This window comes from Piscibacillus salipiscarius JCM 13188, assembly GCF_001311865.1.
In the GTDB taxonomy this organism is placed as follows: domain Bacteria; phylum Bacillota; class Bacilli; order Bacillales; family Alkalibacillaceae; genus Piscibacillus; species Piscibacillus salipiscarius.
In genome coordinates this window covers 1-25517 of sequence record NZ_BBCD01000006.1, presented here as the reverse complement: position 1 = coordinate 25517, position 25517 = coordinate 1, and the positions used below count along the sequence as shown (strand labels likewise).

Genomic DNA, 25517 nt, shown 5'->3' with positions numbered 1-25517 from the left:
TTGGTTTTATTTTGGGCTCCATTGCAGGGCTTGGAAGACTTTCTAAAATCAATATTTTTTAGATGGATCAGTACCGTTTATGTAGAGGTAATTAGAGGTACTCCGATCTTAGCTCAGGTGTTATTCATTTACTATGGGTTAACAGCTGTTAATATTGGCGCATTAACATCTGCGATTATCGCCATTACGTTAAATGCCGGTGCTTATATTGCAGAAATTGTGCGTGGTGCCGTTCACTCAATAGACAAGGGACAACACGAAGCAGGCCGTGCCATTGGGTTAACAGAGAAACAGACAATGCGTTATATCGTTTGGCCACAAGCTTTTAAACGTATGATTCCACCTTTAGGAAACCAGTTCATTATCAGTTTAAAAGATACATCATTATTCTCGGTAATTGCTGTTGGTGAAGTACTTTATATGGCAAAACAGTATTATAATTCAACCTTTGAAATTTTTGAAACATTAATCATGGTTTGTATTTTTTACTTAATTATTACCATTCCAACATCAATTATTTTACGTAATGTAGAAAGGAAGCTTGATGTATAAATGATTACCGTTAAAGACTTACACAAATCGTTTGGTGACAATGAAGTACTAAAGGGGATCGATGCGGAAATAAAATCTCAAGAAGTATTATGCGTTATTGGACCTTCTGGCTCAGGTAAAAGTACGTTTTTACGTTGTTTAAATTTATTAGAAGATGTGACTTCTGGAGAAGTTGAAATTGACGGAGATGTATTAACGGATCCCAAAGTGGATATCAATAAAGTGCGTTCACAAGTCGGAATGGTGTTCCAGCACTTTAATTTATTCCCACATAAAACGGTTTTAGAAAACGTGACGCTTGGACCTGTTAAAGTTAAAGGCATGCCTGAAGCGGAAGCTAAACAATACGGAGCTAAGTTATTAGGAAAAGTGGGTCTTGGTGATAAAGCCGAGGCTTATCCAGAAAGCTTATCAGGTGGGCAAAAGCAACGTGTCGCGATTGCGAGATCACTCGCGATGGACCCAAAAGTCATGTTATTTGATGAGCCTACTTCTGCATTAGACCCGGAGTTAGTTGGTGATGTGCTAGAAGTTATGAAAGATTTAGCTAATGAAGGTATGACAATGGTTGTTGTAACACACGAAATGGGCTTCGCGAAAGAAGTTGGCGATCGCGTATTCTTTATGGACGAAGGTGTCATCATGGAAGAAGGCGATCCGAATCAAATCTTTGATAACCCACAAAACCCACGTACTCAATCATTCTTAAGTAAAATTCTTTAATTAAGCTAGCCGGTCAGCTTTACGTTGCTCGGTGAAATCATACCATTGTTTGGTGCTATCTGGGTGGTTGGCGTAGTAAACAACGCAACGAATCTGATCCTCAACGCATGGATCAATTTTCTCGTCTGCTCGTTGCTCCAGGCAATCAAACAATTCTTGGGGATCATGATCTTTAATTTCGTGTAGAGTGTAGATGTATAAATAGTAAACTAAGTTATAAGCCATTCGGTAACCAATGGAAGGGATTTGCTGGAACGTCGCTAGACAGTCAAAAACCTAGCCCTTTCAGCAGTGCACTGAATGGCTTTAGCTAATTCATCAGGACGGAGCAAATGAAGATCCGCAATCTTAATCTTGGCACTTCTTAGTTTACGACGTTCTAAGTCTGTTAAATCAAGCTTAATGGACATGGAACCACCTCAGTTTTAGTTTCCTTAATCCTATATTATCCTTTTTCCCAATTTAACACAATTGTAACAGAAAAATATGTATAATTATCTAAAAGTTTAATAATCGTCTGAAATTAGATTCAAATTGTTTTAAAAGAAAGATTAAAACTTGCAGGTAAACTCAAAAAACCTGCAGGAAAAACATGTGAACCTGCAGGTAAGCTTTCTATAATGTTGGTCCTACGTACTTAGCTTTTGGTCTAAAAAATGGTGTTATCTTGCCGTTGCTCTATTACGTGGGCAGTCCAACCAACTATTCGGCTAGCTGTAAAAGTAGCAGTGAACAACGATGAATCAATGTCTAGAGCTTTCATGACGGCGGCTGCATAATATTCTACATTCGTATAAAGGTTTCTTCCGGGTTTTAGTTCAGCTAGTACATCAATCGCAACTTGTTCTACTTTCAACGCTAACTCAAACCACTTGTCAGCTTTCTGATTTTCATGAACGATTTGTTTTAAAGCCATAGCGCGTGGATCCAATGTTTGATAGACCCTGTGACCAAAGCCCATGAGCTTTTCCCCACTTTTAACTTTATGCCGAATTAAATCTGAAATATCGTCAGATTGAGAAGCCTCATTCAAGAATTCTATAACCCCGCTCGGTGCACCGCCATGTAACGGACCTTTCATTGTGCCAATAGCTGATGCGATACTAGATGCTAAATCAGATTCGGTTGAAGTTGTGACTCTGGCTGAAAAGGTTGATGCGTTTAACCCGTGTTCCATGGTCAAAATCATATACGTTTCAAGTGGTTTAATATATTCTTGCTTAGGTTCCCTTCCTGTCACCATGTAATAGTAGTGAGCCACATGATTTAAATCACGTTGTATACTTGGAAATGATCTAACTCCTAATGCGTGCAAACGATAAGCGATTATACTTGGAATAAGAGAAGTAAGCTTAATCGAATCGTCAATAGAAGGCCTCTCATTAGATGTTACTTCTACAGCTGAAATGGCAGTTCTTAGTACATCAAGCATCTCTAGTGATGGTGGCAAGCTTTTGATGATGTTTTTTAAATGAAACGGTAATTCTCGATTGTCCTTAAATTGATCCTGAATCCATTTAAATTCTTTCTCATTTGGTAACTGACCGTACCAAAATAAGTATGCAACTTCTTCGAATGAACGAGATATGGCAAGGTCTTTAGCTGAGTAACCAGCATAGATGAGTTTCCCGCGCTCTCCATCAATTTTACTAAGTTTCGTTTCTGTGCACACAACTCCCTTTAGTCCTTTATAGATCATCTTCATACCTCCTTACATTGTCTACTTTTAGTATATGATGTAATATTAATTAATAAAATTAAATATATTTAATTAATTTAATTAAAAATATTAATGGTAGGTGCGAAATATGGAACTATCATGGATGAAGACGTTTGTCACGGTAGCGGAATTAGGGAATTTTCGAAAAGCATCTGAAGCTTTATATGTCTCCCAGCCAACAGTGACCGTTCATATCAAGTCTCTTGAAAAAGAACTCGGTGTGTCGCTTTTAGAACGTGGGAAACGATTTGTTCGGTTAACAGAAGAAGGAAGAATCTATTTAAAACAAGCACGTCAATTACTCGAATTACACCAAGAAGGGCTGAAGAAGATTCAGTCGTATGCGCAAGGCTATAGAAAAAGTCTAAAACTTGCCATCTCGCCACTCATAGCTGACACGATCATGCCTTTTGTTTTGAAGAAGTATTTAGAGAATCACTCTGAAGTTGAAATTTCTGTGGAAATTATGGAGTCTAATCAAATTGATGATGCTGTAATGAGTGAATAGGTTGATATCGGATTTACTTTACAAAAAACTAAAGATGATCAGCTGCATCAACATAAGCTCTACGATGATCCAGTTGTTCTTTGCGTACCACATGATGGGTTCGATGCTGAGGTGGCGCCTGGGCTAATGGCAGAGCACGTTCTACAGGATTATTACCTTCTAACGCACAATCATCCCGTTTATTGGGAGTCATTACTTTCTGATATTCAGACGCTTTTCCCACGCACCAAAACAATGAAAGTATCGCAGAACCATATTACGAAACGATTCATTGTTAGTGGACTTGGGGTGTCTTTTTTACCGAAGTCAACCATTAGAAGGGAAGTGCTGGAGGGCAGGATTGTGCAAGTAGATCTTCCTGAATTAAAATTACCAATTGTAAGTACATATGCTATCACGAAATACGATCATACGTTAGAAGCAGAATTTATAGATTTTGTGTCACAATTCCAGTTTCAATAAAAAGGGCTTTCGCGAAACCTCGCAAAAGCCTTTTTGTTAATCCATTTCAACTACATAGGATGTAAGCTCTTTAATTTTCCCGGATTTAAAGCTGTTGAGCTGATAAACGTCACAAAAGCCGTACTTTTTATCTTCGCCTTCATTGGTAGTGAAGGTGATCACACCATTCACAGAGGCAGCTGTTCCATGAGTGATCGTATGATGAATGTTTAATTTAAACGTGTCATTCGTGTTCATACCACCTAAAGCCTCTTTAAGTGCTTCTTTACCTACGATCATGTCATCGCCGACCATTTCCCATCGTACATCATCTGTTACACTGTTTAAAATAAACTCAAGATCACCCGTCATGAACGCTTCATTAAATTTTTCGAAGAATTGTTGGCGTTCTGTAGCCATACGATCACTCCTTTTACCAAATTACTATTATTTTAGTTTAAGTTTTTAAACCAAACAGGTCAAATAATTAGGCATTTAGTATTCCTTCTAATTGAGCAAGGTATTTTTTTAAGATGTTGATAGACTCAGTGGGGTGCTTGTCTTGTAGTTCCAAACTATGATTAGCCCCACTCACTAGAGTCATATTTAAGTTAGGGTTATGCTCTAATTCAGAATAGCGTTCTTTTATATAACAAGGGTCTTGGTCTCCAATAACAACAAGGCCTGCAAATTCACTAATTTTAAGACAATGGAAAACATCGTCCCTTTGCAGAAGTGGGGTAAGCCAGATGCACAGTTGGGGTTTATAATCATCTACAATTTGAGATAAAGCTAGAGTTCCTAATGATTTAGAGCAAACCATCACTTCATCGTAAAATTGAACAACTTGATTAATGACTCGTTTGACATCTTGGCCCAACCCTTCAGCACCTATTTGTTTAAGCTGATTTTCCGAGTATGAATAATTCACATGAAGAACGTCAAACCCCTTACTCACAAACAAACCAGTAGAATAATAAAGTAATGGGGCCTGACTTGTATACCCAGCGCCAGGCAATACAATAGCAAGTTTGTGGCTTTTTGTTTTAATAGCGTGTATGAGATTGATCGCTCCTCTGAGAATACATGATCTTTAATAAATTCCATATTTTTCAGTCCTTTTTATCGTTATTATACTACTATCTGAAATTAAAAAAGAAGGTTTTTCTATTATAAATCGAAGTAGGTTTAATAGAGAACTAAACAAACAGGAGGTTATTATGACACATCCAATTGATTTAGGTAATGATATGACGTTGATAGATTTATATGATTTAAGTATGCCAGAACGTACGGGGGCTTACGTCTTACACGCAGATGAACTGACGGTTGTAGAGACGAGTGCGAGCCCGTCTGTTCCTCACTTGTTAAAAGGGCTTGAAGATTTAAATCTTGACCCTAAAGATGTAAAGCACATTATTGTAACTCACATTCATTTAGATCATGCGGGCGGTGTAGGGCTCTTTTTAGAACATTGTCCAAATGCGACAGTTTACGTTCACCCAAAAGGTAAAAGGCACCTAGCAGACCCGGCGAAATTAATTGCAGGGGCTAAGGCAGTCTATGGTGATCAGTTTGATGAACTGTTTGATCCAATCGTACCTGTTCCTGAAGAACGTTTAGTGGAGAAGGGTGAGGGTGACACACTAGATATAGGAGGAAGAGTGCTTACGTTCTACGACTCTCCTGGTCATGCTAAGCATCACTTAAGTATCCATGATTCATTAAGTAACGGCATTTTACTGGTGATACGATAGGGGTTCACTATCCTCAAGCAGAAGGGCTAAACTTTGTTTTACCATCGACATCACCAAATCAATTCGACCCTGACGCTATGCTAAAATCACTTAAGAAAATTGAAAACCTAAATGTGGATCAAATATATTTCGGTCACTTCGGTAGGTCTCGAGACCCGAAACATGTGTATGAACAAATCCGTTTTTGGTTACCGCGTTTGTTGGGGTTGGGGAAAAGGTTTTTGAAGATCATCCTAATGCTTCTTTTGAAGAAAAAACTAAACTTGTAGAAGATGGTTTAAGCAATATTGTCACAACGCATCTAGTTGAACACAACATACCAAGCAGCCATACGGTTTATAAGTATTTAAGCTTAGATCTTCAAGTATGCGCCATGGGAATTGTAGATTATCTCTCTAAGAGTAAATAAATACTAGAAAAAAACTTCGCACTGAGCGGAGTTTTTTATCTTTCGGTTAGTATCTCGCTATATAGGGTGGATTAAAAAGCGTTTTTTACTCCGTCGACAAATTTCACGGTAGATATATTTTTAAATGGGGTAGATCAACTGAAAAACGGGGTAGATATCCTTGTTGTTGGTATACCCCAAACGGAATAGCTTCGACATAATTTTTAAAAAAAATATTGACAGTGATTAAAATTCAGATTATGATGGATAACATCACAAATTAAATAACGAAAACCGAAATATATATTCTTCTTATCCTGAGAGGTGGAGGGACTGGCCCTTTGAAACCTCGGCAGCGGGTCTGATGACGATCAGACACTGTGCCAATTCCAGCAAGTATGTCGTGAATGCTTGAAAGATAAGAAGAGCTGGGCTACATACACGATGGCAACCCTCTCTTCTTATTCCTATTGGATAAGGGGAGAGGGTTTTTTACTGTTTAGGAGGTACATAGATGATTCGATTTGATCAAGTCACCAAGTCATTTGACCACGAAGGAACATCATTTAAGGCGGTTAATCAGGTAGATTTAGAGGTTCAAAAAGGTGAAATCTTTGGCGTGATTGGCTTCAGTGGTGCAGGTAAAAGTACGTTAGTTAGGCTTGTGAACCAATTAGAACGACCGAGTTCTGGAAAAGTCTTAATTGATGGCCAAGATATGTCTCAAGTATCATCAGGAAAACTTCGTAGCATTAGGCGCGGAATCGGAATGATTTTTCAACATTTTAATTTACTCGAGACGAAAACGGTGTTTCACAATGTCGCATTTCCACTTACGCTTGCTGGGGCACCGAAAAGAAAAGTCAAAGAAAGGGTCAATGAAATACTCGAATTCGTTGGTTTAAGCGACCGCGCGAATCATTATCCTGACCAGTTATCTGGCGGGCAAAAGCAGCGCGTCGGAATTGCTAGAGCTTTAGCGACATCGCCAAGTATTTTACTTTGTGATGAAGCAACATCTGCTCTTGATCCTGAAACAACAAAATCCATTCTTAATTTATTAAAAAAAGTTCGTGATGAATACAACATAACTATTTTAATAATTACGCATGAGATGAATGTTATTAAGGAAATTTGTGACCGAGTAGCCGTGATGGAGGATGGAAAAGTGGTTGAAGCGGGATCGATTTTTAACCTATTTTCACAACCAAAACATCCGACAACACAAAAATTTGTTCAGACAGTGATGAATGACGAAATACCAAAATCTATTTTAGACCAAGTTGAAACACGCTATATCTACCGTGTGACGTTCACGGACGGATCAGCAAGTCAGCCGGTTTTATCCAATGTAGCGAAACAATTTGACTTAGAAGTGAACGTGCTTTACGGCCAAATTACGGAACTTCAGGACTCACCGTTCGGGAATTTAATCGTCGAATTCCAAGGTGATGATGATGAGATCCAAAGAGCATTAGAATATATCAAACAACAAGTGATCATCCAGGAGGTGAAGTCAGATGGACGTTAATATTATTGAAATGTGGCCAAGAATTGCTGAAGCAACAAATGAAACGTTACTAATGGTGTTTATATCTCTAGCTCTAGCATGTTTAATTGGAATACCACTCGGCATTGCGTTAGTCGTTACTCGAGAGGGTGGGCTTATAGAAAATGGACCTGTTTTTAATGTACTCAATGTCATTGTAAACATATTTCGGTCAGTCCCATTCATTATCTTACTCGTTGCCATTTTGCCAGTTACTAGATTCATAGTAGGAACATCTATTGGGACTGCGGCGGCTGTCGTTCCGCTTGTGTTTTTCTCAGCACCATTCGTCGCAAGACTAGTTGAAAGTAGTTTGCTTGAGGTGAATACAGGTGTGGTTGAAGCGGCTCAAGCGATGGGTGCGACCAACTGGCAAATTATTTATCGAGTTCTAATACCTGAAGCATTAAGCTCAATTACTTTAAATTTAACGATTGCAACAATCGGACTAGTTGGGGCTTCAGCTATGGCTGGCTTCGTTGGAGGCGGTGGCCTCGGTGACTTAGCGATTGCATACGGTTATCAGAGGTTTGAAACAGATATTATGATTGTGACGGTCGTACTACTCGTTGTCCTTGTGCAATTCGTTCAAATGATTGGAAACTTTTTATCAAAAAAACTACGAAGATTATAACTTTAGGGGGAAACATTCATGAAAAAATTAATTAACATCACACTAGCATTAATAATATCGGCAATTGTTTTAGCAGGGTGCGGTTCAGGGTCTGATTCAGATGATACAGTTAAAGTAGGGTTAAACGGTTCTGGTGTTCCTATATGGGAAAAAGTAAAAGAACTAGCTGCTGAAGAAGGCATAGAAATAGAGTTAGTAGAATTTGCGGATTATGTTAGACCAAATCTAGCATTAGCTGACGGAGATATTGACCTTAACGCTTTCCAAACGGTTTCTTACTTTGATGCATTTATTGAAGAGCGTAATTTAGACTTAGAGCCGATTGCGGCAACGCTCATTGCGCCAATGGGGATATACTCTGAAAAATACAAAAGTGTTGAAGAGATTCCAGAAGGAGCATCCGTAGCCCTTCCAAAAGAAGCGACGAATATGGGACGCGCCTTGCTATTACTAGAAAAGGCTGGTTTGATCGGACTTCCAGAAGGTTTTGACGGGAATGGATCCATAGATAAAATTCAAGAAAACCCGAAAAATCTCAAGTTTGAACCTGTCGTGGCAGCTCAAACACCAAGAGTATTACCGGATGTTGCAATCTCTGTCATTAATAATGGGGTAGCTGTTGAAGCGGGATTCAACCCTGTTAACGATTCAATCTTTGTCGAGGACGACACAGCGACACCTTACATTAATATCATTGCCGCGCAGTCGAGTGAAGCGGACAATGAAACGTACCAGAAAATCGTAGACATTTATCAAACAGAAGAAGTAGCGAACCATATTAGAGACGTTTATGATGACTCTTTAATTCCTACTTTTGTAGATTTAGATAAGATTGGTTGGTAGGTTTACGTCAACTTTTGCAGAATTTACGTCAACTTTTCGCAAGTTATCGTTAAGTTTTTTAATTGTATCGGCAACTTTTTAGAGATTTACGTCAAGTTTTTCAAAATAATCGTCAAGTTTTAATGATTTTACGTCAAGTTTAAGCCGCGCCCAAGGGTGAACGAATCCCTTGTGTGTGGTTATATTTTTATTTGAGCTGTATCCATTTCAAACATATCAATAAAACGCCTTGCACTTTTCGTTAAATAACGATCCTTTGACCAAATAATTGCTGATTTAGACGGGATTTCCTCATCTTCAATTTTTAACATGTTAATCCCGCTAACATTTTTATGGTGATAAGTCGATTCTGGAATTATGGTTCCACCAACTCCTGAGCGAACCAAATCTAGAATCATATCCACATCTGGACAATCCAATATAATGTTAGGATTTAGTCCTCGCCTTTTAAATTTATCTAAAATCACTTCGTATTGGCCTACCCCTTTAATGCGGTGCAATAACATCAATGGATGTTCTGATAATTGCTGCATCGTTATAGACGCATCATGGAGCTCATTCCATTCCTCTGGTAAAACAGCTACGTAATTTTCATCGGGTAAGTGCAGGTAGTCAAAAGGTTCAAGGTCTAATGGGAGTCTTATGATGGCGAAGTCAAGTTCATGATTCAATAGATGTTCAGCTAGAGTATAAGAATCGCCCTCTTTTAACCTGAACGAAATGTTTGGGAATTGTGACCTAAATAAATTAAGTTTGTCTGGAATATAAGAAAAGCAAGTTTTAACACAGCCGACCGCAAGCTGGCCAGCATAACCTTCTCCTACATCCCGAACTTCTGTTACAGCATCATCCATATGCGAAAAAATTGCTTCTACTTTTCTAAATAAAACTTCACCTGCTTCAGTTAAAACAAGTTTGCGAGATTGACGGTCAAACAAAGTCACTCCTAGTTCGTTTTCAAGGTCTTTGAGGCTTTTGCTTAGGGGAGGTTGTTGAATGTGAAGTTTTTTGCGGCTTTCGTAATTTGACCCTCTATTGCAATCGTATGGAAGTACTTTAAACGTTTGAAATCCATCGATTAACTCAGCTCCCATATATTTTTATATAGATATATAACATAATTGATATTTTTAATATACCAAAAGTCGTGCTAATATTCAAAATATAAAGTATTAAAAGCGCTTACAAAGTTTTGAGGAGGAGATCTTATGCCAGCAAAAACGGGTAAAGAGTATATCGAACGACTTAAAAAAGCTAAAAACAATGTTTATATCGGAGGAGAACGTGTAGAGGACGTGACGGAACATCCTGCCTTCAAAAACGTTGTCCAATCAATGGCTAAACTTTACGATATTCAACACGAAAAACCAGAAAAAAATGTTGTATAAATCCCCGACGACAGGCGATTTAGTCAGTAAACGTTTATGCTTCCAAAAACGATTGACGACTTAATCGAACGAAGGGAAGCGATTATGGAGTGGCAAGACTTCACAAAAGGTGTCATGGGACGATCTCCAGACTACTTAAATGCAGAAGTCATGACGATGGAAGCAGCCTATGAATTTTACGGTCAAAGTAATCCACTATTCGCTGAAAATGCTAGAAAGTATGCAGAGTACGCAAGAGAGAATGACATAAGCTTAACGCATACATTAATCCACCCGCAGGTTAACCGGGCAAAAATTCAGGCTGAACAAAAGATGCCAATGTCGCCTTACATGTTGTTGAGAAAAACGATGACGGCGTAGTTGTGGATGGCATTAGACTACTTGCAACTCAAGGTGGTATTACGGATGAAATTATGGTGTTTCCTTCAACAGTAAAAAAAGCTGGAGAAAAAGATGATCCATATTCATTAGCTTTTGCGATTCCAAATAATACGCCAGGCTTAAAATTCTTAAGTCGTGAGACGTTTGATTATGGTAAAAACAGCTATGATCACCCGTTAGGCTCTAAATTTGAAGAAGGAGATACGATTGTTGCCTTTGACAATGTGCTAGTCCCTTGGGATCGTATTTTTATATTAGAAGATTCAACCATTTGTAACAGGGCTTTTGCTGAAACAAATGCAGTTGTACACATGACGCATCAGGTAGTAGCAAAAGACATTGCTAAAACAGAGTTCTTATTAGGTGTTGTATTAACATTAATGGACTCGATTGGAATTGATGGATTCCAGCATGTCAAAGACAAGGGTACTGAAATTATGCTGACGTTAGAGAACATGAAATCCCATTTATTCCGTGCTGAACACAACGCTAAACTGGACCAGTGGGGTGTGATGACTCCAGACTTTGAAGCGTTAAATGCAGCTCGTAACTGGTACCCAAGAGTGTACCCTCGATTAGCTGAAATTTTAAGAATCCTTGGTGCTTCAGGCATGATGGGTATTCCAAGCTACGATGACTTCAACTCAGAAGAAATTGGACCGATTTTACACCGCGCTATGCAAGGTAAAAATGTGGAAGGCTTTGAACGCGTTCAAATTTTCCGCTTAGCTTGGGATTTAACAATGAGTGCCTTTGGTAGCCGCCAAACTCATTACGAATATTACTTCTTCGGAGATCCGGTCAAAATGGGGATGGCTTATTTTGATCAGTATGATAAAGAAAAATACAAAGACATGGTTAAAGATTTCTTGAAGCGTGAAGATATCGCAAGACCAAGTGCCATTGGCAATAAACTGAACGTATAAAAACTGACTGAGGAGGATGACAATGGATGATCGTACATTTCGTAATGCGATGGGACGTTTTGCAACAGGTGTCACGATTGTAACAACACAAGTCGGTGATGATACTCATGGCATGACCGCTAATGCGTTTATGTCCGTATCATTAGATCCAAAGCTAGTTACTATTTCAATTGATCATAACGCCAGAATGTATGAGCGAATTAAGGCGTCAGGTCAGTTCGCTGTTAGCATCTTAACGGATGAACAGAAGGAAGTTTCCATGCATTTTGCTGGGCAAAAAGATGACCCAAGTGTTGTTGAATTTGATTATATTAGTGGGATTCCTGTTATTCGCGATGCCCTTGCAGCCGTTGTGTGTAATGTCGCAGAATCATTTGAAGTTGGTGACCACACGTTATTTATCGGTCAAGTGTTAGAAATTAAATTAACAGACGGGAACCCATTAGCCTTTTTGAAGGTAAGTATGGGAGTTATCAACCTGTTTAAGTGAAAAGGAAATGCTCTAGCATTAAGCGGGATTCTAATCTAAACACCCGCTTGAGCTGGGCATTTCTTTATGTTAATTAGTTTTCCTTGCATATATTGTAATTCGCTTTCGGTGGCTGCTTTTAGCCGACCTGGAGTCGTCACCTGCGCTCAACTCTTATGCCCAACTTATTCGCACTACTTAATAACTAAACAAAAGTTGAAATCATATATAATTTCATATATAATACACTTAAATAATAGTTAGAATTGTCAAACAATTAAAAGGAGAGGATCGTGTGACTCAATATCAAGCACCAGCACAACAGAAACTCGACGATATTTCGGTGTACATTAACGGTGAGTTTGTCGAAGCTAGCAGCAAGGAAACTTTCGAAAACTTAAGTCCTTACACAAATGAAAAAATTAATTTAGTAGCATCAGGGGATGCATCGGATATCGACCGAGCTGTAGCTGCTGCTAATGATGCCTTTCACGGTGAGTGGGGCCAGCTTAAACTAGATGAGCGTTTGGATTACGTTTACAAAATCGGTGATTTAATTGAACAACATAGTGAAGAGATCGCGATGCTAGAGTCGTATGATACAGGTTTACCAATTAGTCAGACGAGAAAAATGATAGCCCGTTCAGCTAAAAACTTTAGATTTTATGCGGATATGGTCAAAAGTCACCTGTACGGTGAAGCTTATCAAGTTGATGATGAATTTATTAATTACTCGGTGCGCAAGCCCGTTGGTGTGGCAGGTCTTATTACACCTTGGAATGCGCCATTTATGCTTGAAACTTGGAAAATCGCCCCGGCATTAGCAACAGGTAATACAGTCGTATTAAAACCAGCTGAGTGGTCGCCACTTTCGGCCAACCGCATTGCTGAAGTGATTGATCAAGCAGGTCTACCAAAAGGTGTATTTAACGTCGTTCACGGATATGGTGAAACGGCGGGTGCTGCTTTAGTTAGACACCCAGATGTTCCGTTAATTTCATTCACAGGTGAAACAACGACAGGTTCAGAAATTATGAAAAATGGTGCAGATGCACTAAAACAATTCTCGATGGAGTTAGGCGGGAAGTCGCCAATTGTTATTTTTGATGACGCTGACTTAGAGCGTGCACTAGACGCATGTACATGGGGAGTATTCTCCTTTAATGGTGAGCGTTGTACGGCTAACTCTAGAGTTTATCTTCATGAAGATATTGCCGATGATTTCATTAATAAACTTAAACAACGTGTTGATAACATTCGTGTCGGTGACCCAATGGACCCTGACACTCAAGTTGGCCCATTAGTGCATCGTAATCACTACGATAATGTTAAAGGTTACATTGACCTTGCTAAAGAAGAAGGCTGTGAGGTTTATAGTGGAAAGGTCCCTGAAGAGTTTAGTAGAGGAAATTACGTTGCGCCAACGTTACTTTTAAATGCTGATCAAAATATGCGAGTTGTCCAAGAGGAAATTTTTGGACCTGTCATTGCCGTTATGACGTTTAAAGATGAACAAGAAGTCATCGAAAAAGCCAACGATGTCCGTTATGGTCTTGCAGGGTACGTTTGGACTAAAGATATTCAGCGTGGTCACCGAGTTGCTCAAGCCATTGATGCAGGGATGTTGTGGGTGAACTCACAAAATGTTCGTGACTTACGTACGCCATTTGGTGGCTCTAAACATAGTGGGATTGGCCGTGAAGGTGGCTTTTACGCATTCGAATTTTATACTGAGACTCAGATTATTCATGTTTCAGTCAAAGACCATCATATTCCGCAGTTTGGTAAATAAAACAGGGAAGGAGAAAGTGTTATGAATTCAAATATTATTCGTTGTGGCCGTGCCGTTTTACACGTAACTGACTTAGAGCGTTCAAAAGAATTTTATGAAGCATTAGGCTTTATCGTTACTGAACTTGATTCTGAAAGCGTTTTTTTAAGAGGACTTGAAGAACACAATCACCATAGTTTACTCCTAAAAAAGCGTGAAAAACCTGTGCTTGAAGTCATGAGCTATAAGGTTTATTCAGATGAGGATCTCGATAAACTAGCAAACTACTTCGAAAACGAAGGCACAAAAGTTAGATGGCTTGAAAAAGGAACTCAGCACGCTTTGGGTCGTTCTTTCCGCATTCAAGACCCTCAAGGTTTGCCTGTAGAGTTTTATGCTGAGATGGATTCAGTTGATCGGCTACTACAACGCTATGACTTATATAAAGGTGCCAAAGTACAACGCATTGATCACTTTAACTGTGCCGTAACAAACGTTCAAGAAAATTATGATTATTACATTAATAACTTAGGTTTTGCTTGTTCGGAATATACCGTTGATGATCAAGAACAAATTTGGGCAGCATGGCTTCATCGTAAGCCGAGTGTACATGATGTGGCGTTTATGAACGGAGTGGCCCGCGTTTACACCACATTGGGTTCTGGTTGAAAGATCCAATGAGTTTAATCGATGGTTGCGACGTTTTAGCTTCAATGGGCTATGCGAAAAACATTGAACGTGGACCAGGTAGGCACGGTTTATCAAATGCCTTTTTCTTATACCTAAGAGACCCTGATGGTCACCGCATTGAACTCTACAATGGAGATTATTTAACCAGTGATCCTGATTTTAAACCAATTAAGTGGGACTTAAATGACCCATTACGTCAAACGTTCTGGGGACATGAAGCGCCTGATAGCTGGTTTGATGAAGCGTCGATTGTTTTAGATGTCCACACGGAAGAGCCGGTTGAAACAGGTGAGCCGAAGCTTAAAAAGACCAAACCTCAATTTATGATTTAACACTAGTTAGGAGGATTAAGTATGTCAAAGCAATATGAAGAGATTAAGCAGAAATTAAGAGGGTCTATTACGCCCGTTATTACCCCTTTTAAATCGAATTATGAAGTTGATTTTGAAAAACAATCAGAACTGATCGAGTACCAGTTAGAAAATGGGACGCATGCTATTTCAGTAACAGGAACCTCTGGGGAACCAAGTTCATTAACGATTGAAGAGCGCGTTCAAGTTATGGAAAATGCAGCTAAAACGATTAATGGTCGTGTGCCTTTTGCGCCTGGCACAGGGTCAACCAACCACGATGAGACGATGTACTTAACAAAGAAAGCGCAGGAAATGGGCGCAGATGCTGCGATGGTAATCGTTCCATATTACAATAAGCCAAATCAACAGGCGCTTTATAAGCATTTTAAAACCGTAGCGGATTCAGTAGACATTCCGATTATTGTCTATAACATACCGGGTCGTACCGCGAAAAACTTAGAGGTTGAAACGTTAGCTAAGCTTGCGAAGGATTGCCCAAATATTATAGGTGTTAAGGAATCGAATAAGGACTTTGAACATGTTAACCGAGTGCTCCTGAATTGCGGAAGAGATTTTCTATTATTCTCTGGAATCGAGCTACTTTGTTATCCAATGCTAGCAATAGGCGGAGCAGGTTCCATTAGTGCAACAGCGAACGTTGAGCCAAAGAAAGTGGCCGAAATGCACGATGCATGGTTTAATGGTGACGTAAAAAGAGCGCAAGAATTACATTATGAATTGATGCGATTAAATGACGTGTTATTTAAAGATACCAACCCTGCGCCAGTTAAAGCGGCATTAGGTATGATGGGTAAAATTGAACCTGTCTTAAGATTGCCGATGGATCTACCATCTGAAAGTATTCAAGATGATATTCGTCAGACGCTAAAGGATTATAAATTAATTTAAACTATTAGGTAAGCTGGCTAAGGTTAGCCTGCTTACCTCAAATGTTTTTACATAATGTGAAAGAGGTGATCATTCAATGACACGCATAAAATTCAAGCTTCAAGGCTTTCCTCAAATAAAAGAAGGCAAATTAGATTTAGATAACTCACAAGTGATACTAAATGGCCAAAACTATTCTATAAATCAATTAACATTTGATAATCCCATATCAGGTACATTATACGGAACGGTCCTCAACTATAAAGGGGAATATGAGCTATTAAAACCCGAAATGGATGAAAAGCCATACCAAAAACCGCCTGAGGCACCGGTTCTTTATATTAAACCTGTTAATACATTTTCGTCGCATCAGAAGCCCATTCCATTACCTGAGGGAGAAGAGCAAGTTCAAATTGGAGCTGCATTAGGGTTAGTCATTGGACAAACGGCGACAAAGGTTAAAGCTGAAGACGCACTTGATTACATTGAGGGCTACACGGTCGTTAATGATGTCAGTTTGCCTTTTGCAAGTGTTTACAGGCCAGCTATTAAGCAAAAAGCAAGAGATGGATTTTGCCCAATTGGGCCGTGGATTGTTAAACGGGATGAAATAAAAGATCCGCACCAATTAACCACTAAAGTGTGGGTAAACGGTGAGTTAAAACAAGAAAACAATACAAATAATCTAATTCGAACTATTCCTGAATTATTAGAAGACGTGACTGAGTTTATGACGTTATATGAAGGAGATGTTCTGCTTGTAGGGGTTCCCGAACATCAGCCGTATGCGAGGCTAGGAGACCGAGTAAAAATTGAAGTTGAACACGTAGGTTTTTTAGAACATGACGTCGTAAAAGAGAGCGATGTTTATACACGTGAGGTGAGTGCAGATGAAGTACGGTAGGGTAATGTATGAATCAAGAGTGCACGATGTCGTTGAAGTTGATGGGAAAGTACAATTACGGGATGGTAGATTACTTGATGAACAGGAAGTCGAATGGTTAGCACCCGTAGAACCGCAAACGATTTTTACGCTTGGATTAAATTATGCTGATCACGCCAAGGAACTTTCATTTACGAGTCCCTTACCAGAACCGCTTGTATTCTTTAAAGGTAAAAATACGGTAAACGGTCACCTTGGAAAAACTGTTAGACCGAATGATGTCGAGTTTATGCACTACGAGTGTGAACTCGCAGTTGTGATTGGGAAAAGTGCTAAGAATGTCAACAAAGAAGATGCATTAGACTACGTCAAAGGTTACACCATCGCTAATGACTATGCGATTCGTGATTATCTAGAAAACTATTTTCGCCCGAACTTAAGAGTGAAGAACCGTGATGGCTGCACGCCGGTTGGTCCATGGATGGTTGAGAAGGATGATATTGACGACCCTATGAACCTGCAGCTTAGAACGTTTGTGAATGGTCAAAAAACTCAAGAAGGCTCCACAAAAGACATGATTTTAGGTGTGGCCGAGTTAATCGAATACTTAAGTAGTTTTATGACATTAAATGAAGGTGACCTAATTTTAACAGGGACACCAAAAGGTTCGGTAGACACGAAAGTAGGAGACGAAGTCGTAACGGAAGTAGAAGGAATCGGAAGACTGGTCAATACGATTGTAGGCGAATAAGGCAGAAGGAGGGTGATCCCATGCCGCATTTCACTTTAGAATATACGAATAACCTAAAAGAAGAGATCGACGTATCAAGCCTTTTATTAAAAATCAATCAAGCACTTCTTAAACATGACCATATCGTTCCAATCGGAGGCCTAAGATCAAGAGCTATTGAACTGTCTCATTATGTTGTTGCAGATGGGGAAGAGAATGATGCCTTTATTCACGGTACGCTTAAGCTCGGCACGGGGCGAACTGATGATGAGAAGAAATTACTCTGTGATGAGATTTATAATGTTGTTACCAAAGAACTCGGTCATTTATTTGATGAACGGTACTTAGCTTTTTCACTAGAACTCTATGAATTTACGTTTCCGACCTATAAGAAAAATAATATTCATGAACGTTATAAAAAGAAAGGGTGAGAGAATTGACGAAGTTATATGAGCTTTATGTTGATGGAAAGTGGTTTGGTCAGGACCTAGACAAAATAGATGTCGTGAGCCCTGCAACCCAGGAAGTGATTGCTCAGGTACCTAAAGCGGGAAAGGATGATGCCGTTAAAGCTGTTGATGCTGCAGAAGCGGCTTTAGAAAGTTGGTCAAAGTTAACAGCGGAAGAACGAGGACAATACTTAGAAACTTGGCATCAATTAATAGACGATGAGAGGGAAACGTTAGGTAAGCTCATGACGGAAGAACAAGGTAAGCCTCTTAAAGAAGCCATCGGTGAAGTAAAGTATGCGAATGGTTTTATTAATGGTATGCCGAAGAAGGTAAGCGAATTTATGGTGACATTATCCCTGCCTCACATCCAAACAAAGAATCTTGGTTCAAAAGCAGCCAGTCGGCGTGGTGTCTGCGATTACACCGTGGAATTTTCCGGCTGCCATGATCACAAGAAAAGTGGCACCAGCATTAGCAGCAGGTTGTACCGTTGTGTTTAAACCAGCTACTCAAACACCGCTAACGGCTATAAAACTAGTAGAACTTGCTGAAAAAGCAGGCATTCCTAAAGGCGTCATCAATATAGTTGTAGGTAGTTCGAGTCAAATCGGAAAAGCCTGGTCAGATGACTCCAGAGTTCGCAAACTGACATTTACAGGATCAACGGAAGTAGGGAAGTTACTTATGCGTGATGCGGCTAACACGATGAAAAAAGTGTCGCTAGAACTTGGTGGTCACGCTCCAGTAATTGTCATGGAAGATGCTGATTTAAAGAAAGCCGTTAAGGGTGTTATTCAGTCGAAATTCAGAAATGCAGGTCAGACATGTATTTGCGCTAACCGTGTATATGTACATGAATCAGTCGAACAAGACTTTTTAGAACTATTAAAAGAAGAAGTGAGACAGCTAAAAGTAGGCAACGGCTTAGACGACGGAACCGACATTGGCCCATTAATTGATGAAGATGCAATGAAGAAAGTAGATGAACATGTTCAGGATGCCGTCAATCAAGGTGCGAAACTTGAAATAGGTGGATCCAAAATCGAGGATAACAAAGGGTTCTACTTTGAGCCAACTGTTCTATCAAATGTAAATGACGACATGGTGTGCATGAATGATGAAACCTTCGGGCCACTAGTACCAGTCACTACTTTTCAAGCTGAAGATGAAGTGATCAAGCGTGCGAATCAGACTCCGTTCGGTTTAGCATCATATGTATTTACTGAAAACATTAGCCGCGCTTTCCGAATTAGCGAAGCCCTACACTTTGGAATCGTCGGATTAAATGATGGTGCACCATCGACACCACAAGCTCCTTTGGTGGCTTCAAAGAAAGTGGATTAGGTCGTGAAGGTGGGTATTACGGCATAGAAGAATACTTGGAGACGAAATATATTTCGTTAGGGTTATAGGGAAGTGGATGAAAATCCGCTTCTTTTTATACATATAAAGAATGTTTGAGAGTAGGTTATGATCATGACTAACAGTAAGCTCTGGACACCACAATATATCGTTATCATTTCTATCACACTTCTATTTTTTCTTTCGATACATGTTATTAATTCAGTGTTTCCTATTTATGTCATGAGCTTTTCAAATAATCCTACCATTGCAGGATTAATGTTAACTGCATTTATGTCCGCCGCGATCGTAACTAGATTTGTTTTATCCTTGTATATTTTGAATATTAATTTTAGAAAAACAATCATATTGAATCTCATTCTATTATTTATATGCCTTATGTTGAGCTATGATCGGGAGTCTATTTATTTTTTACTCTTAATTAGATTCATCGAAGGAGTCAATTTTGGTATCATTTCCACGATCTTAGCCACACAAGTTTCATATATAATCCCAACCAAACAAACAGGGAAGGGATTTAACTATTTTGCATTAGCTACGACTTTAGGTGCTAGTTTAAGTCCGGCGCTTGCCATAATGTTATTCCATTCTAGTTCGTTCAATACAGTAATCATCGTGACTACAATATTGGTAGTATTAATGCTTGTGTTCTTAATTTTCGTAAAGTCTTTTCAGACCCCAGCAACTCAAAAGTCCTTAAATAATAAATTAACAATGTTGTTTGATAAGCGGGCTATACTGCCTTGCGCGCTTATGTTTTGTTATGTATAACGTTTAGTAGTGTTTTCAATTTTATAGAAGGTTTAGGTAGAGAAATAAACTTAGAGGACCAAATCACTTGGTTTTTTGTTTCATTTGTTGCACTAATAATCGGAGCTAGGCTTTTCGCTGGTTCATTATTCGATCGTGGTTATGGAATTAAACTTATTTACATCTCGAGTCTAACAGGGTTTTTAGGCTTAGCTATATTAATGTCCGTAGACTCGATTGGTTTTTAGTTGTTGCGGGAGCATTTTACGGATTCGCATACGGAGTTATGCACCCTACTCTGCAAGCGTTCGCGGTTAGTACAGTTTCAGCAGAGAAGAGGGGTACTGCAAATGTAATGTTCTTAACAGGCATGGATTTAGGGATGGCGATAGGTTCAGTGATGCTAGGTTTTATCGTAAAGAGCTTAGGTTTTGCCGAGATGTATGGAGTATCATCACTGTTTTTAATTATAATACCGATTATTTTATTTTTATTTATAAAGTTGAAAGTTCACAATTTCTTGCCAGCCAATTAAGAATAGGGGGAGTTTGAGTTTGGGTAATAATAAACTTGAGATGACATCTAATAAACGTGGAGAGATTATGGTTGATGGTGAACGTATGATCTTGACTTCTCCTTCAGTATTTGGAACTTTGGTTAAAGATTTATCAGAAAACATTTCAGAGTCGAGAATGAAAGGGTTTATGATTCGATATGGATGGAACTTAGGAGTCAATGACGCTAAAAAATGAAGAAAAATCACAAGCTATCACTAGAGAATCATTTAAAAAAGGCCCCACTTTGCATATGATGCGTGGTTATACAGAGGTAGTTAGAACTCATTTTAGTATTGACTATAATTCAGATCAATCTGTTCAATGTATACATGTCGAAGGTAAATGGCTAAATTCATATGAGGCTGAAGAATACATTAAACAGTTTGGCTGCTCGAATTCTCCGGTATGTCACACACTAGTTGGTTATGCAAGTGGGTATTACTCTGAAATCTGTCAAAAGTCCGTTTACTTTAAAGAAGTAAGCTGTAAAGGAATGGGAGACTCCCATTGTTCTTATGTAGGAAAAACCCTGCAAGAGTGGGGGGGAAGATATTAAGGAGGAGCTAAGATACTACCAAGATCAAGCTATCGTAAAAGAGTTAGAAAAAAACGTATAAACAACTAATTGAAGAACAAAACATTATATCTCGTAGTTTTCATATTCATAAACTGCTAACAGATGAACTTGCTAACGGTAGTGACCTCCAAGACATGGCGAGTGTCGTACATAATGAAACGAAAGTGCCATTATTAATAGAAGATGTCCATTTTAATCCGATAGCTTACTCAGGAATTCAGGAAGACAGACTTATAGAAATTTATGAACATGAGATAGTAGAAAAATACGATCAAACAGAGATCATAGAAACAAGAAGTCATTGCAGGATGGTCACTCCTATTTATTTAAAAGAACAACTTTTAGGTTACTGTTCATTCATTCAGGAAGATCAAGTGCAATTATCAAAGGCCGACCAAATGATATTAGAAAGGGTAGCAACTGTTTGTTCTTTATATTTATTAAATGAGAAAAATGCGTTTGAAGCAACAGAACGCGTAAAAGGTCAATTTTTAGAACAGATTATTTCGGGTCAAGCATTAACTAAACAAGAAATATTAAAACGTGGGTCCTTTATAAGCATTGACTTAAGCAAACCATTTCAAATCGCCATTCTAAAATATTCAAACATCCAGACTGCTGAGGATCACGATTTACTATTAATGATCGTTTAATTAGTTGGGTCAGAGACTATTTTAAAAAAATCTAAAGATATACTGATTGGTCAAAAAGGAAGTGAAATCATTGTTCTGGTTCAATCTGAACCTTATGAAAAGTTCTCCTCACTTATTAGTTACTTAAAGCAAGCTGAACCCGAATTAAGTTATTCAATAGGAATTAGCACAATAGATAACCAAATTGAACAAGCCAGCCATCTATACCATGAAGCTAAGGTGGCTTTGCAAATGACAAAAGGTCATAACAAAGTAACAGAGTTTGACGAACTAGGTGTCATTGGACTGTTACTAGATTCTTCAAATAAAGATGCGGTTAGATTTAAGGCTAAACAACTCCTAGACCCTATATATCATGCAGAACATCATTCAAGTGAACTCCTTAAAACATTATATGTGTTCTTATCTAATGGAGGGAACTTAGAGCAGACCATGAGAGACTTATCATTATCACTGAGTGGACTTCGTTATAGAGTTAAACGAATTGAACAACTTACTGGACATAACTTACGCAACCCAGAAATCACTCATCAACTTTACATCACTTTGCAATTTTTAATAAGTGAGGGTGAACTCGAATTATAGGTTAGACAATTTCTGTTTGATTAAATGACCTAACTTGAACATTTTATGTCGTAGAATGAAGGGTGTTTATTTGATAACCTTTAATTAGAATTTTCTAAATATTTAGGAGGTTATCGGATGTACACAGGTAAAGAATATCTAGAAAGTCTTAAAGACGGCCGTGAAGTATATTTAAACGGTGAAAAAGTTGAAGATGTAACGACGCACCCTGCTTATCGAAATGCAGCTAAATCAGTTTCTTTATTATATGATGCTTTACATGCTCCTGATAAGAAAGACATTTTAACAACAGATTCAGACTATGGTACGAAAACACATAAATTTTTCAAAGCGGCAAGAAATTCAAAAGAATTATTGGAAGCACGCGACGCGATGGCAGAATGGTCTAAGCTTAGTTATGGTTTTATGGGCAGAACTCCTGATTATAAAGCCGCATTTTTAGGGTCACTCGGCCCTTTTGCAGATTTCTATGAAGGTTTTGAGGACAATGCAAGACGTTGGTATAAGAAAGGCCAAATTGAAGTTCCGTTTTGTAATCATACCATTGTGAATCCTCAATTGGATCGAAGTGAACCTCTTGAAAAAATAAAGACGTTTGTTCGTGCAGTTGAGGAGCGTGATGATGGCATAATTGTAAGCGGTGCCAAAATGGTAGGTACATCAGCTGCATTAACGCATTATAACTTTGTAGCTAATTTTGCGCCGTTAATGCCAGGTGACGATAGTCACGCTTTAATATTCTTTGTTCCAATGAATGCACAAGGTCTTAAAGTCATCAGCAGGCAATCATATGAAGAAATTGCCGTTAAAGCTGGATCACCTTTTGATTATCCACTTTCAAGTCGATTTGACGAAAATGACGCAGTTATCGTTTTAGACAATGTTTTTATTCCTTGGGAAGACGTTTTAACCTATAAAAATATTGAGATTACAAATGGTTTTAGACCTCAAACAGGTTGGTTAAACCGCTATACCTTCCAAGGCTGCACACGTTTTGCAGTAAAACTGGATTTCATGGTCGGATTGTTAATGAAAGCGACTGAATCTGCAGGCTCAAATAACTTTAGAGGAGTTCAGGCCGCAATTGGTGAAGTCATTGCCTGGAGAAATATGTTCTGGTCTATTTCAACTGCAATGGCAACTGATCCTGAAGAGGCCCCAGGAGGCTACGTCTTACCTAATAAAACGTATGCTACAGCTTATCGTACATTTGCCCCGATGGTTTGGCCTAAAGTTAAAGAAGTTTTTGAACAAGTTGTCGCAGGAGGTTTAATACAATTGCCATCAAGTTCTAAAGACTTTTTAAACCCTGAACTACGCCCATATCTTGACCAGTATTATAAAGGGTCTGGAGGTATTTCAGCTGAAGAGAGAGTGAAATTACTAAAAATGGTTTGGGATGCAATAGGAACTGAATTTGGTGGAAGAAATGAACTTTATGAGATTAATTATGCTGGTAATCAGGATGCGATACGTTTAGATAACTTGAAGATCGCAGAATCTAATGGTCAAATGAACCTGTTTAAACAATTTGTAGATGATGCTTTAAGTGACTATGATTTGAATGGTTGGACATCTAACACATGGTTTAACCCAGAACAGCAAGAGCTAAAAGTTTAGTTCGACTGGAGGTATTCCAAGATGGAAATGGTGTATTTACAGTATAAAGAGGATTTTTTAGAGATGTCACCTCAGTCAATGGCCATTGGTTTTTCGATGGTGTTCATTTAGGCCATCAAGAGCTTTTAAATGAAGCGAATAAACAAGCTAAGAGAAACAATCTAACATTTTCTGCGATGACCTTTACCCCTCACCCAAATGAAGTCATTAAAGGTAGAGGTTCCATCAAATATATTATGACACTTGAGGAAAAGATCGATAAGTTGAAATCACTCGGAGTTGAACGATTATATATAGTACCGTTTAATATGGATTTCGCTTCTCTTTCACCTCAGGACTTTATAGAGAACTATATATGTAAACTAACTGTTAAACATGTCGTTGTGGGATTTGATTTTACATTCGGTTTTAAAGCATCAGGTAATGCCAAGTTACTAGGAGAATTAAAAGATCAGTATGACTATCAATTATCAGTGATCGATAAGAAAAAAGTTAATAATGAAAAAATAAGTTCAACTAGAATAAGAGAATTGATTAGTAGTGGTGCGGTTGAGATGATTCCGTATTATTTAGGGAATCAATATTCTATTAAACCAGTTGTTCAATCAACAGAGAAAGAAGGTGTCTATAAGCTAGAGGTACCTGATTATTTAAACTGTCTAAAAGATACCTACTACGACGTAATGATTATACAAGGGAAAAATAAAATACCAGCTATCTATAAGAAAACAAGTCATTCATCAGATGGCCATTTTTTAGAAACGTTTGGTAAGAAGTTACTTTGTGAACAGTATGCTGAAATTAAGTTTTATAGAGCCATAAACGAAAAGTTTGATATGAAGGAGGCAAACAGATGAAGAACCGTACATTTCGAGATGCAATGGGAAAATTTGCAACGGGGGGTAACGATCGTTACAACTAAAGTAAATGATCAAACACATGGGATGACAGCAAATGCATTTATGTCAGTATCATTAGATCCTCAGCTCATTACAATATCAATCGACAATAATGCAAAAATGCTAGATTATATCAAAGAATCTGGGAAGTTTGCTGTTAGCATTTTAAAAGACGAACAAAAGAAGTCTCGATGCATTTTGCAGGACAAAAAGACAATCCAGATGTCGTAAGCTTTGATGAGGTATATGGGATTCCTATTATCCAAGACTCATTAGCATCAGTCATATGTGAAGTAGATAAAAGTGTCGAAGCTGGTGATCACACTTTATTTATTGGGGAAGTACTAGAGTTGAAACTAACAGATGGTAGTCCTTTAGCTTTTTTAGTGGTAAATATGGGAGTTACCAAGTGGTATAAAGAGGTGTTTTAGAGCACCTCTTTATTTATCAGTTTTGAAATAACAAATT

General features: G+C 38.5%; 27 protein-coding genes, 8 pseudogenes and 1 riboswitch. Of the genes and pseudogenes, 28 read left to right on the top strand and 7 right to left on the bottom strand.

Annotation, left to right across the window (positions count from 1 at the left end):
- Nucleotides 1–552 carry an amino acid ABC transporter permease gene (locus JCM13188_RS05695; protein WP_439646614.1) on the top strand — a complete coding sequence of 184 codons (552 nt, stop codon included), beginning with the start codon at nucleotides 1–3 and terminating at the stop codon, nucleotides 550–552.
- Entirely contained in the window at nucleotides 553–1275 is a 723-nt protein-coding gene (locus tag JCM13188_RS05690) for an amino acid ABC transporter ATP-binding protein (RefSeq protein WP_054752749.1), read from the top strand.
- Here JCM13188_RS05690 and JCM13188_RS18115 read toward each other — a convergent pair whose 3' ends face one another.
- The 3 genes from JCM13188_RS18115 to JCM13188_RS05685 form a co-directional block, all read right to left on the bottom strand.
- Nucleotides 1276–1500, bottom strand: coding sequence for a helix-hairpin-helix domain-containing protein (locus JCM13188_RS18115; RefSeq protein WP_279401445.1), 225 nt, complete (start codon nucleotides 1498–1500; stop codon nucleotides 1276–1278).
- A 35-nt stretch (nucleotides 1501–1535) separates the two neighbouring features.
- Complete coding sequence (locus JCM13188_RS18110) at nucleotides 1536–1685, bottom strand: hypothetical protein (RefSeq protein WP_279401444.1); 150 nt, start codon at nucleotides 1683–1685, stop codon at nucleotides 1536–1538.
- A gap of 239 nt (nucleotides 1686–1924) precedes the next feature.
- A complete protein-coding gene (locus JCM13188_RS05685) occupies nucleotides 1925–2974 on the bottom strand; it encodes a citrate/2-methylcitrate synthase (protein ID WP_279401443.1) in 1050 nt (349 codons plus the stop codon).
- Between the two features lie 109 nt (nucleotides 2975–3083).
- Here JCM13188_RS05685 and JCM13188_RS18105 point away from each other — a divergent pair, with 109 nt between their 5' ends.
- Complete coding sequence (locus tag JCM13188_RS18105) at nucleotides 3084–3503, top strand: LysR family transcriptional regulator (protein WP_279401442.1); 420 nt, start codon at nucleotides 3084–3086, stop codon at nucleotides 3501–3503.
- A 6-nt stretch (nucleotides 3504–3509) separates the two neighbouring features.
- Nucleotides 3510–3965 carry a substrate-binding domain-containing protein gene (locus JCM13188_RS18100; protein ID WP_369404856.1) on the top strand — a complete coding sequence of 152 codons (456 nt, stop codon included), beginning with the start codon at nucleotides 3510–3512 and terminating at the stop codon, nucleotides 3963–3965.
- Between the two features lie 36 nt (nucleotides 3966–4001).
- Here the strand turns inward: JCM13188_RS18100 and JCM13188_RS05675 are convergent, their stop codons facing one another.
- Nucleotides 4002–4364 carry a nuclear transport factor 2 family protein gene (locus JCM13188_RS05675; protein ID WP_054752747.1) on the bottom strand — a complete coding sequence of 121 codons (363 nt, stop codon included), beginning with the start codon at nucleotides 4362–4364 and terminating at the stop codon, nucleotides 4002–4004.
- Nucleotides 4365–4431: 67 nt separating this feature from the next.
- Nucleotides 4432–4962: an alpha/beta family hydrolase gene (locus tag JCM13188_RS05670; protein WP_369404843.1), complete on the bottom strand. Its 531-nt coding sequence runs from the start codon at nucleotides 4960–4962 to the stop codon at nucleotides 4432–4434.
- A gap of 202 nt (nucleotides 4963–5164) precedes the next feature.
- On the opposite strand from JCM13188_RS05670, the pseudogene JCM13188_RS05665 reads away from it, so the two are divergent.
- The 4 genes and pseudogenes from JCM13188_RS05665 (at nucleotide 5165) to JCM13188_RS05650 (ending at nucleotide 9115) form a co-directional block, all read left to right on the top strand.
- Nucleotides 5165–6110 (top strand): annotated as a pseudogene (locus JCM13188_RS05665) (MBL fold metallo-hydrolase).
- A 288-nt stretch (nucleotides 6111–6398) separates the two neighbouring features.
- Nucleotides 6399–6514, top strand: a riboswitch (SAM riboswitch).
- A gap of 89 nt (nucleotides 6515–6603) precedes the next feature.
- Nucleotides 6604–7620: a methionine ABC transporter ATP-binding protein gene (locus tag JCM13188_RS05660; protein WP_054752745.1), complete on the top strand. Its 1017-nt coding sequence runs from the start codon at nucleotides 6604–6606 to the stop codon at nucleotides 7618–7620.
- Nucleotides 7610–8272 carry a methionine ABC transporter permease gene (locus tag JCM13188_RS05655; RefSeq protein WP_054752743.1) on the top strand — a complete coding sequence of 221 codons (663 nt, stop codon included), beginning with the start codon at nucleotides 7610–7612 and terminating at the stop codon, nucleotides 8270–8272. Before JCM13188_RS05660 ends, JCM13188_RS05655 begins: the two co-directional genes overlap by 11 nt.
- A gap of 18 nt (nucleotides 8273–8290) precedes the next feature.
- A complete protein-coding gene (locus JCM13188_RS05650) occupies nucleotides 8291–9115 on the top strand; it encodes a MetQ/NlpA family ABC transporter substrate-binding protein (RefSeq protein ID WP_054752741.1) in 825 nt (274 codons plus the stop codon).
- A gap of 179 nt (nucleotides 9116–9294) precedes the next feature.
- Here the strand turns inward: JCM13188_RS05650 and JCM13188_RS05645 are convergent, their stop codons facing one another.
- Together JCM13188_RS05645 and JCM13188_RS18095 are read right to left on the bottom strand one after the other, a co-directional pair.
- Nucleotides 9295–10053: a LysR family transcriptional regulator gene (locus JCM13188_RS05645; RefSeq protein ID WP_279401484.1), complete on the bottom strand. Its 759-nt coding sequence runs from the start codon at nucleotides 10051–10053 to the stop codon at nucleotides 9295–9297.
- Nucleotides 10054–10062: 9 nt separating this feature from the next.
- Nucleotides 10063–10209, bottom strand: a pseudogene (locus tag JCM13188_RS18095) (hypothetical protein); the annotation flags it as partial.
- A gap of 114 nt (nucleotides 10210–10323) precedes the next feature.
- Here JCM13188_RS18095 and hpaB point away from each other — a divergent pair.
- From hpaB to JCM13188_RS05550, 20 genes and pseudogenes are all read left to right on the top strand, one after another.
- Nucleotides 10324–11810, top strand: a pseudogene (hpaB, locus tag JCM13188_RS20475) (4-hydroxyphenylacetate 3-monooxygenase, oxygenase component).
- Nucleotides 11811–11832: 22 nt separating this feature from the next.
- Nucleotides 11833–12300, top strand: a complete 468-nt coding sequence (locus JCM13188_RS05635) for a flavin reductase family protein (protein ID WP_054752737.1) — start codon at nucleotides 11833–11835, stop codon at nucleotides 12298–12300.
- Between the two features lie 274 nt (nucleotides 12301–12574).
- Nucleotides 12575–14071: a 5-carboxymethyl-2-hydroxymuconate semialdehyde dehydrogenase gene (hpaE, locus tag JCM13188_RS05630; protein WP_054752735.1), complete on the top strand. Its 1497-nt coding sequence runs from the start codon at nucleotides 12575–12577 to the stop codon at nucleotides 14069–14071.
- Between the two features lie 21 nt (nucleotides 14072–14092).
- A pseudogene (hpaD, locus tag JCM13188_RS05625) lies at nucleotides 14093–15072 on the top strand (3,4-dihydroxyphenylacetate 2,3-dioxygenase).
- A 21-nt stretch (nucleotides 15073–15093) separates the two neighbouring features.
- A complete protein-coding gene (hpaI, locus tag JCM13188_RS05620) occupies nucleotides 15094–16002 on the top strand; it encodes a 2,4-dihydroxyhept-2-ene-1,7-dioic acid aldolase (RefSeq protein ID WP_054752731.1) in 909 nt (302 codons plus the stop codon).
- Nucleotides 16003–16078: 76 nt separating this feature from the next.
- Nucleotides 16079–16885: a fumarylacetoacetate hydrolase family protein gene (locus tag JCM13188_RS05615; RefSeq protein WP_054752729.1), complete on the top strand. Its 807-nt coding sequence runs from the start codon at nucleotides 16079–16081 to the stop codon at nucleotides 16883–16885.
- Nucleotides 16872–17615: a fumarylacetoacetate hydrolase family protein gene (locus JCM13188_RS05610; RefSeq protein ID WP_054752727.1), complete on the top strand. Its 744-nt coding sequence runs from the start codon at nucleotides 16872–16874 to the stop codon at nucleotides 17613–17615. Before JCM13188_RS05615 ends, JCM13188_RS05610 begins: the two co-directional genes overlap by 14 nt.
- Nucleotides 17616–17635: 20 nt before the next feature.
- Nucleotides 17636–18025, top strand: coding sequence for a 5-carboxymethyl-2-hydroxymuconate Delta-isomerase (locus tag JCM13188_RS05605; protein WP_054752725.1), 390 nt, complete (start codon nucleotides 17636–17638; stop codon nucleotides 18023–18025).
- Nucleotides 18026–18030: 5 nt separating this feature from the next.
- Nucleotides 18031–19458 (top strand): annotated as a pseudogene (locus JCM13188_RS05600) (NAD-dependent succinate-semialdehyde dehydrogenase).
- A gap of 58 nt (nucleotides 19459–19516) precedes the next feature.
- Nucleotides 19517–20179, top strand: coding sequence for an MFS transporter (locus JCM13188_RS20470; RefSeq protein ID WP_369404842.1), 663 nt, complete (start codon nucleotides 19517–19519; stop codon nucleotides 20177–20179).
- Nucleotides 20152–20406: a hypothetical protein gene (locus tag JCM13188_RS05590; RefSeq protein WP_279401439.1), complete on the top strand. Its 255-nt coding sequence runs from the start codon at nucleotides 20152–20154 to the stop codon at nucleotides 20404–20406. The genes JCM13188_RS20470 and JCM13188_RS05590 overlap by 28 nt, the downstream gene beginning before the upstream one ends.
- A 38-nt stretch (nucleotides 20407–20444) precedes the next feature.
- On the top strand, nucleotides 20445–20693 hold the full coding sequence (locus JCM13188_RS05585; protein ID WP_054752719.1) for an MFS transporter: 249 nt from the start codon (nucleotides 20445–20447) through the stop codon (nucleotides 20691–20693).
- A 19-nt stretch (nucleotides 20694–20712) separates the two neighbouring features.
- Nucleotides 20713–20910, top strand: a complete 198-nt coding sequence (locus JCM13188_RS05580; protein WP_054752717.1) for a XylR N-terminal domain-containing protein — start codon at nucleotides 20713–20715, stop codon at nucleotides 20908–20910.
- Nucleotides 20894–21271, top strand: a complete 378-nt coding sequence (locus JCM13188_RS05575) for a 4-vinyl reductase (RefSeq protein WP_054752715.1) — start codon at nucleotides 20894–20896, stop codon at nucleotides 21269–21271. Before JCM13188_RS05580 ends, JCM13188_RS05575 begins: the two co-directional genes overlap by 17 nt.
- A gap of 155 nt (nucleotides 21272–21426) precedes the next feature.
- Nucleotides 21427–21945, top strand: coding sequence for a hypothetical protein (locus JCM13188_RS05570; RefSeq protein ID WP_054752713.1), 519 nt, complete (start codon nucleotides 21427–21429; stop codon nucleotides 21943–21945).
- An 18-nt stretch (nucleotides 21946–21963) separates the two neighbouring features.
- Nucleotides 21964–22167: pseudogene (locus JCM13188_RS20465) on the top strand (hypothetical protein); the annotation flags it as partial.
- Nucleotides 22168–22176: 9 nt separating this feature from the next.
- Nucleotides 22177–22530: a PucR family transcriptional regulator gene (locus JCM13188_RS05565; RefSeq protein WP_054752711.1), complete on the top strand. Its 354-nt coding sequence runs from the start codon at nucleotides 22177–22179 to the stop codon at nucleotides 22528–22530.
- A 117-nt stretch (nucleotides 22531–22647) separates the two neighbouring features.
- Nucleotides 22648–24150, top strand: a complete 1503-nt coding sequence (locus JCM13188_RS05560) for a 4-hydroxyphenylacetate 3-hydroxylase family protein (RefSeq protein ID WP_054752709.1) — start codon at nucleotides 22648–22650, stop codon at nucleotides 24148–24150.
- Between the two features lie 149 nt (nucleotides 24151–24299).
- Nucleotides 24300–25007 (top strand): annotated as a pseudogene (locus tag JCM13188_RS05555) (hypothetical protein); the annotation flags it as partial.
- 18 nt (nucleotides 25008–25025) lie between these two features.
- Nucleotides 25026–25480, top strand: a pseudogene (locus JCM13188_RS05550) (flavin reductase family protein).
- Nucleotides 25481–25517 lie beyond the last annotated feature (37 nt).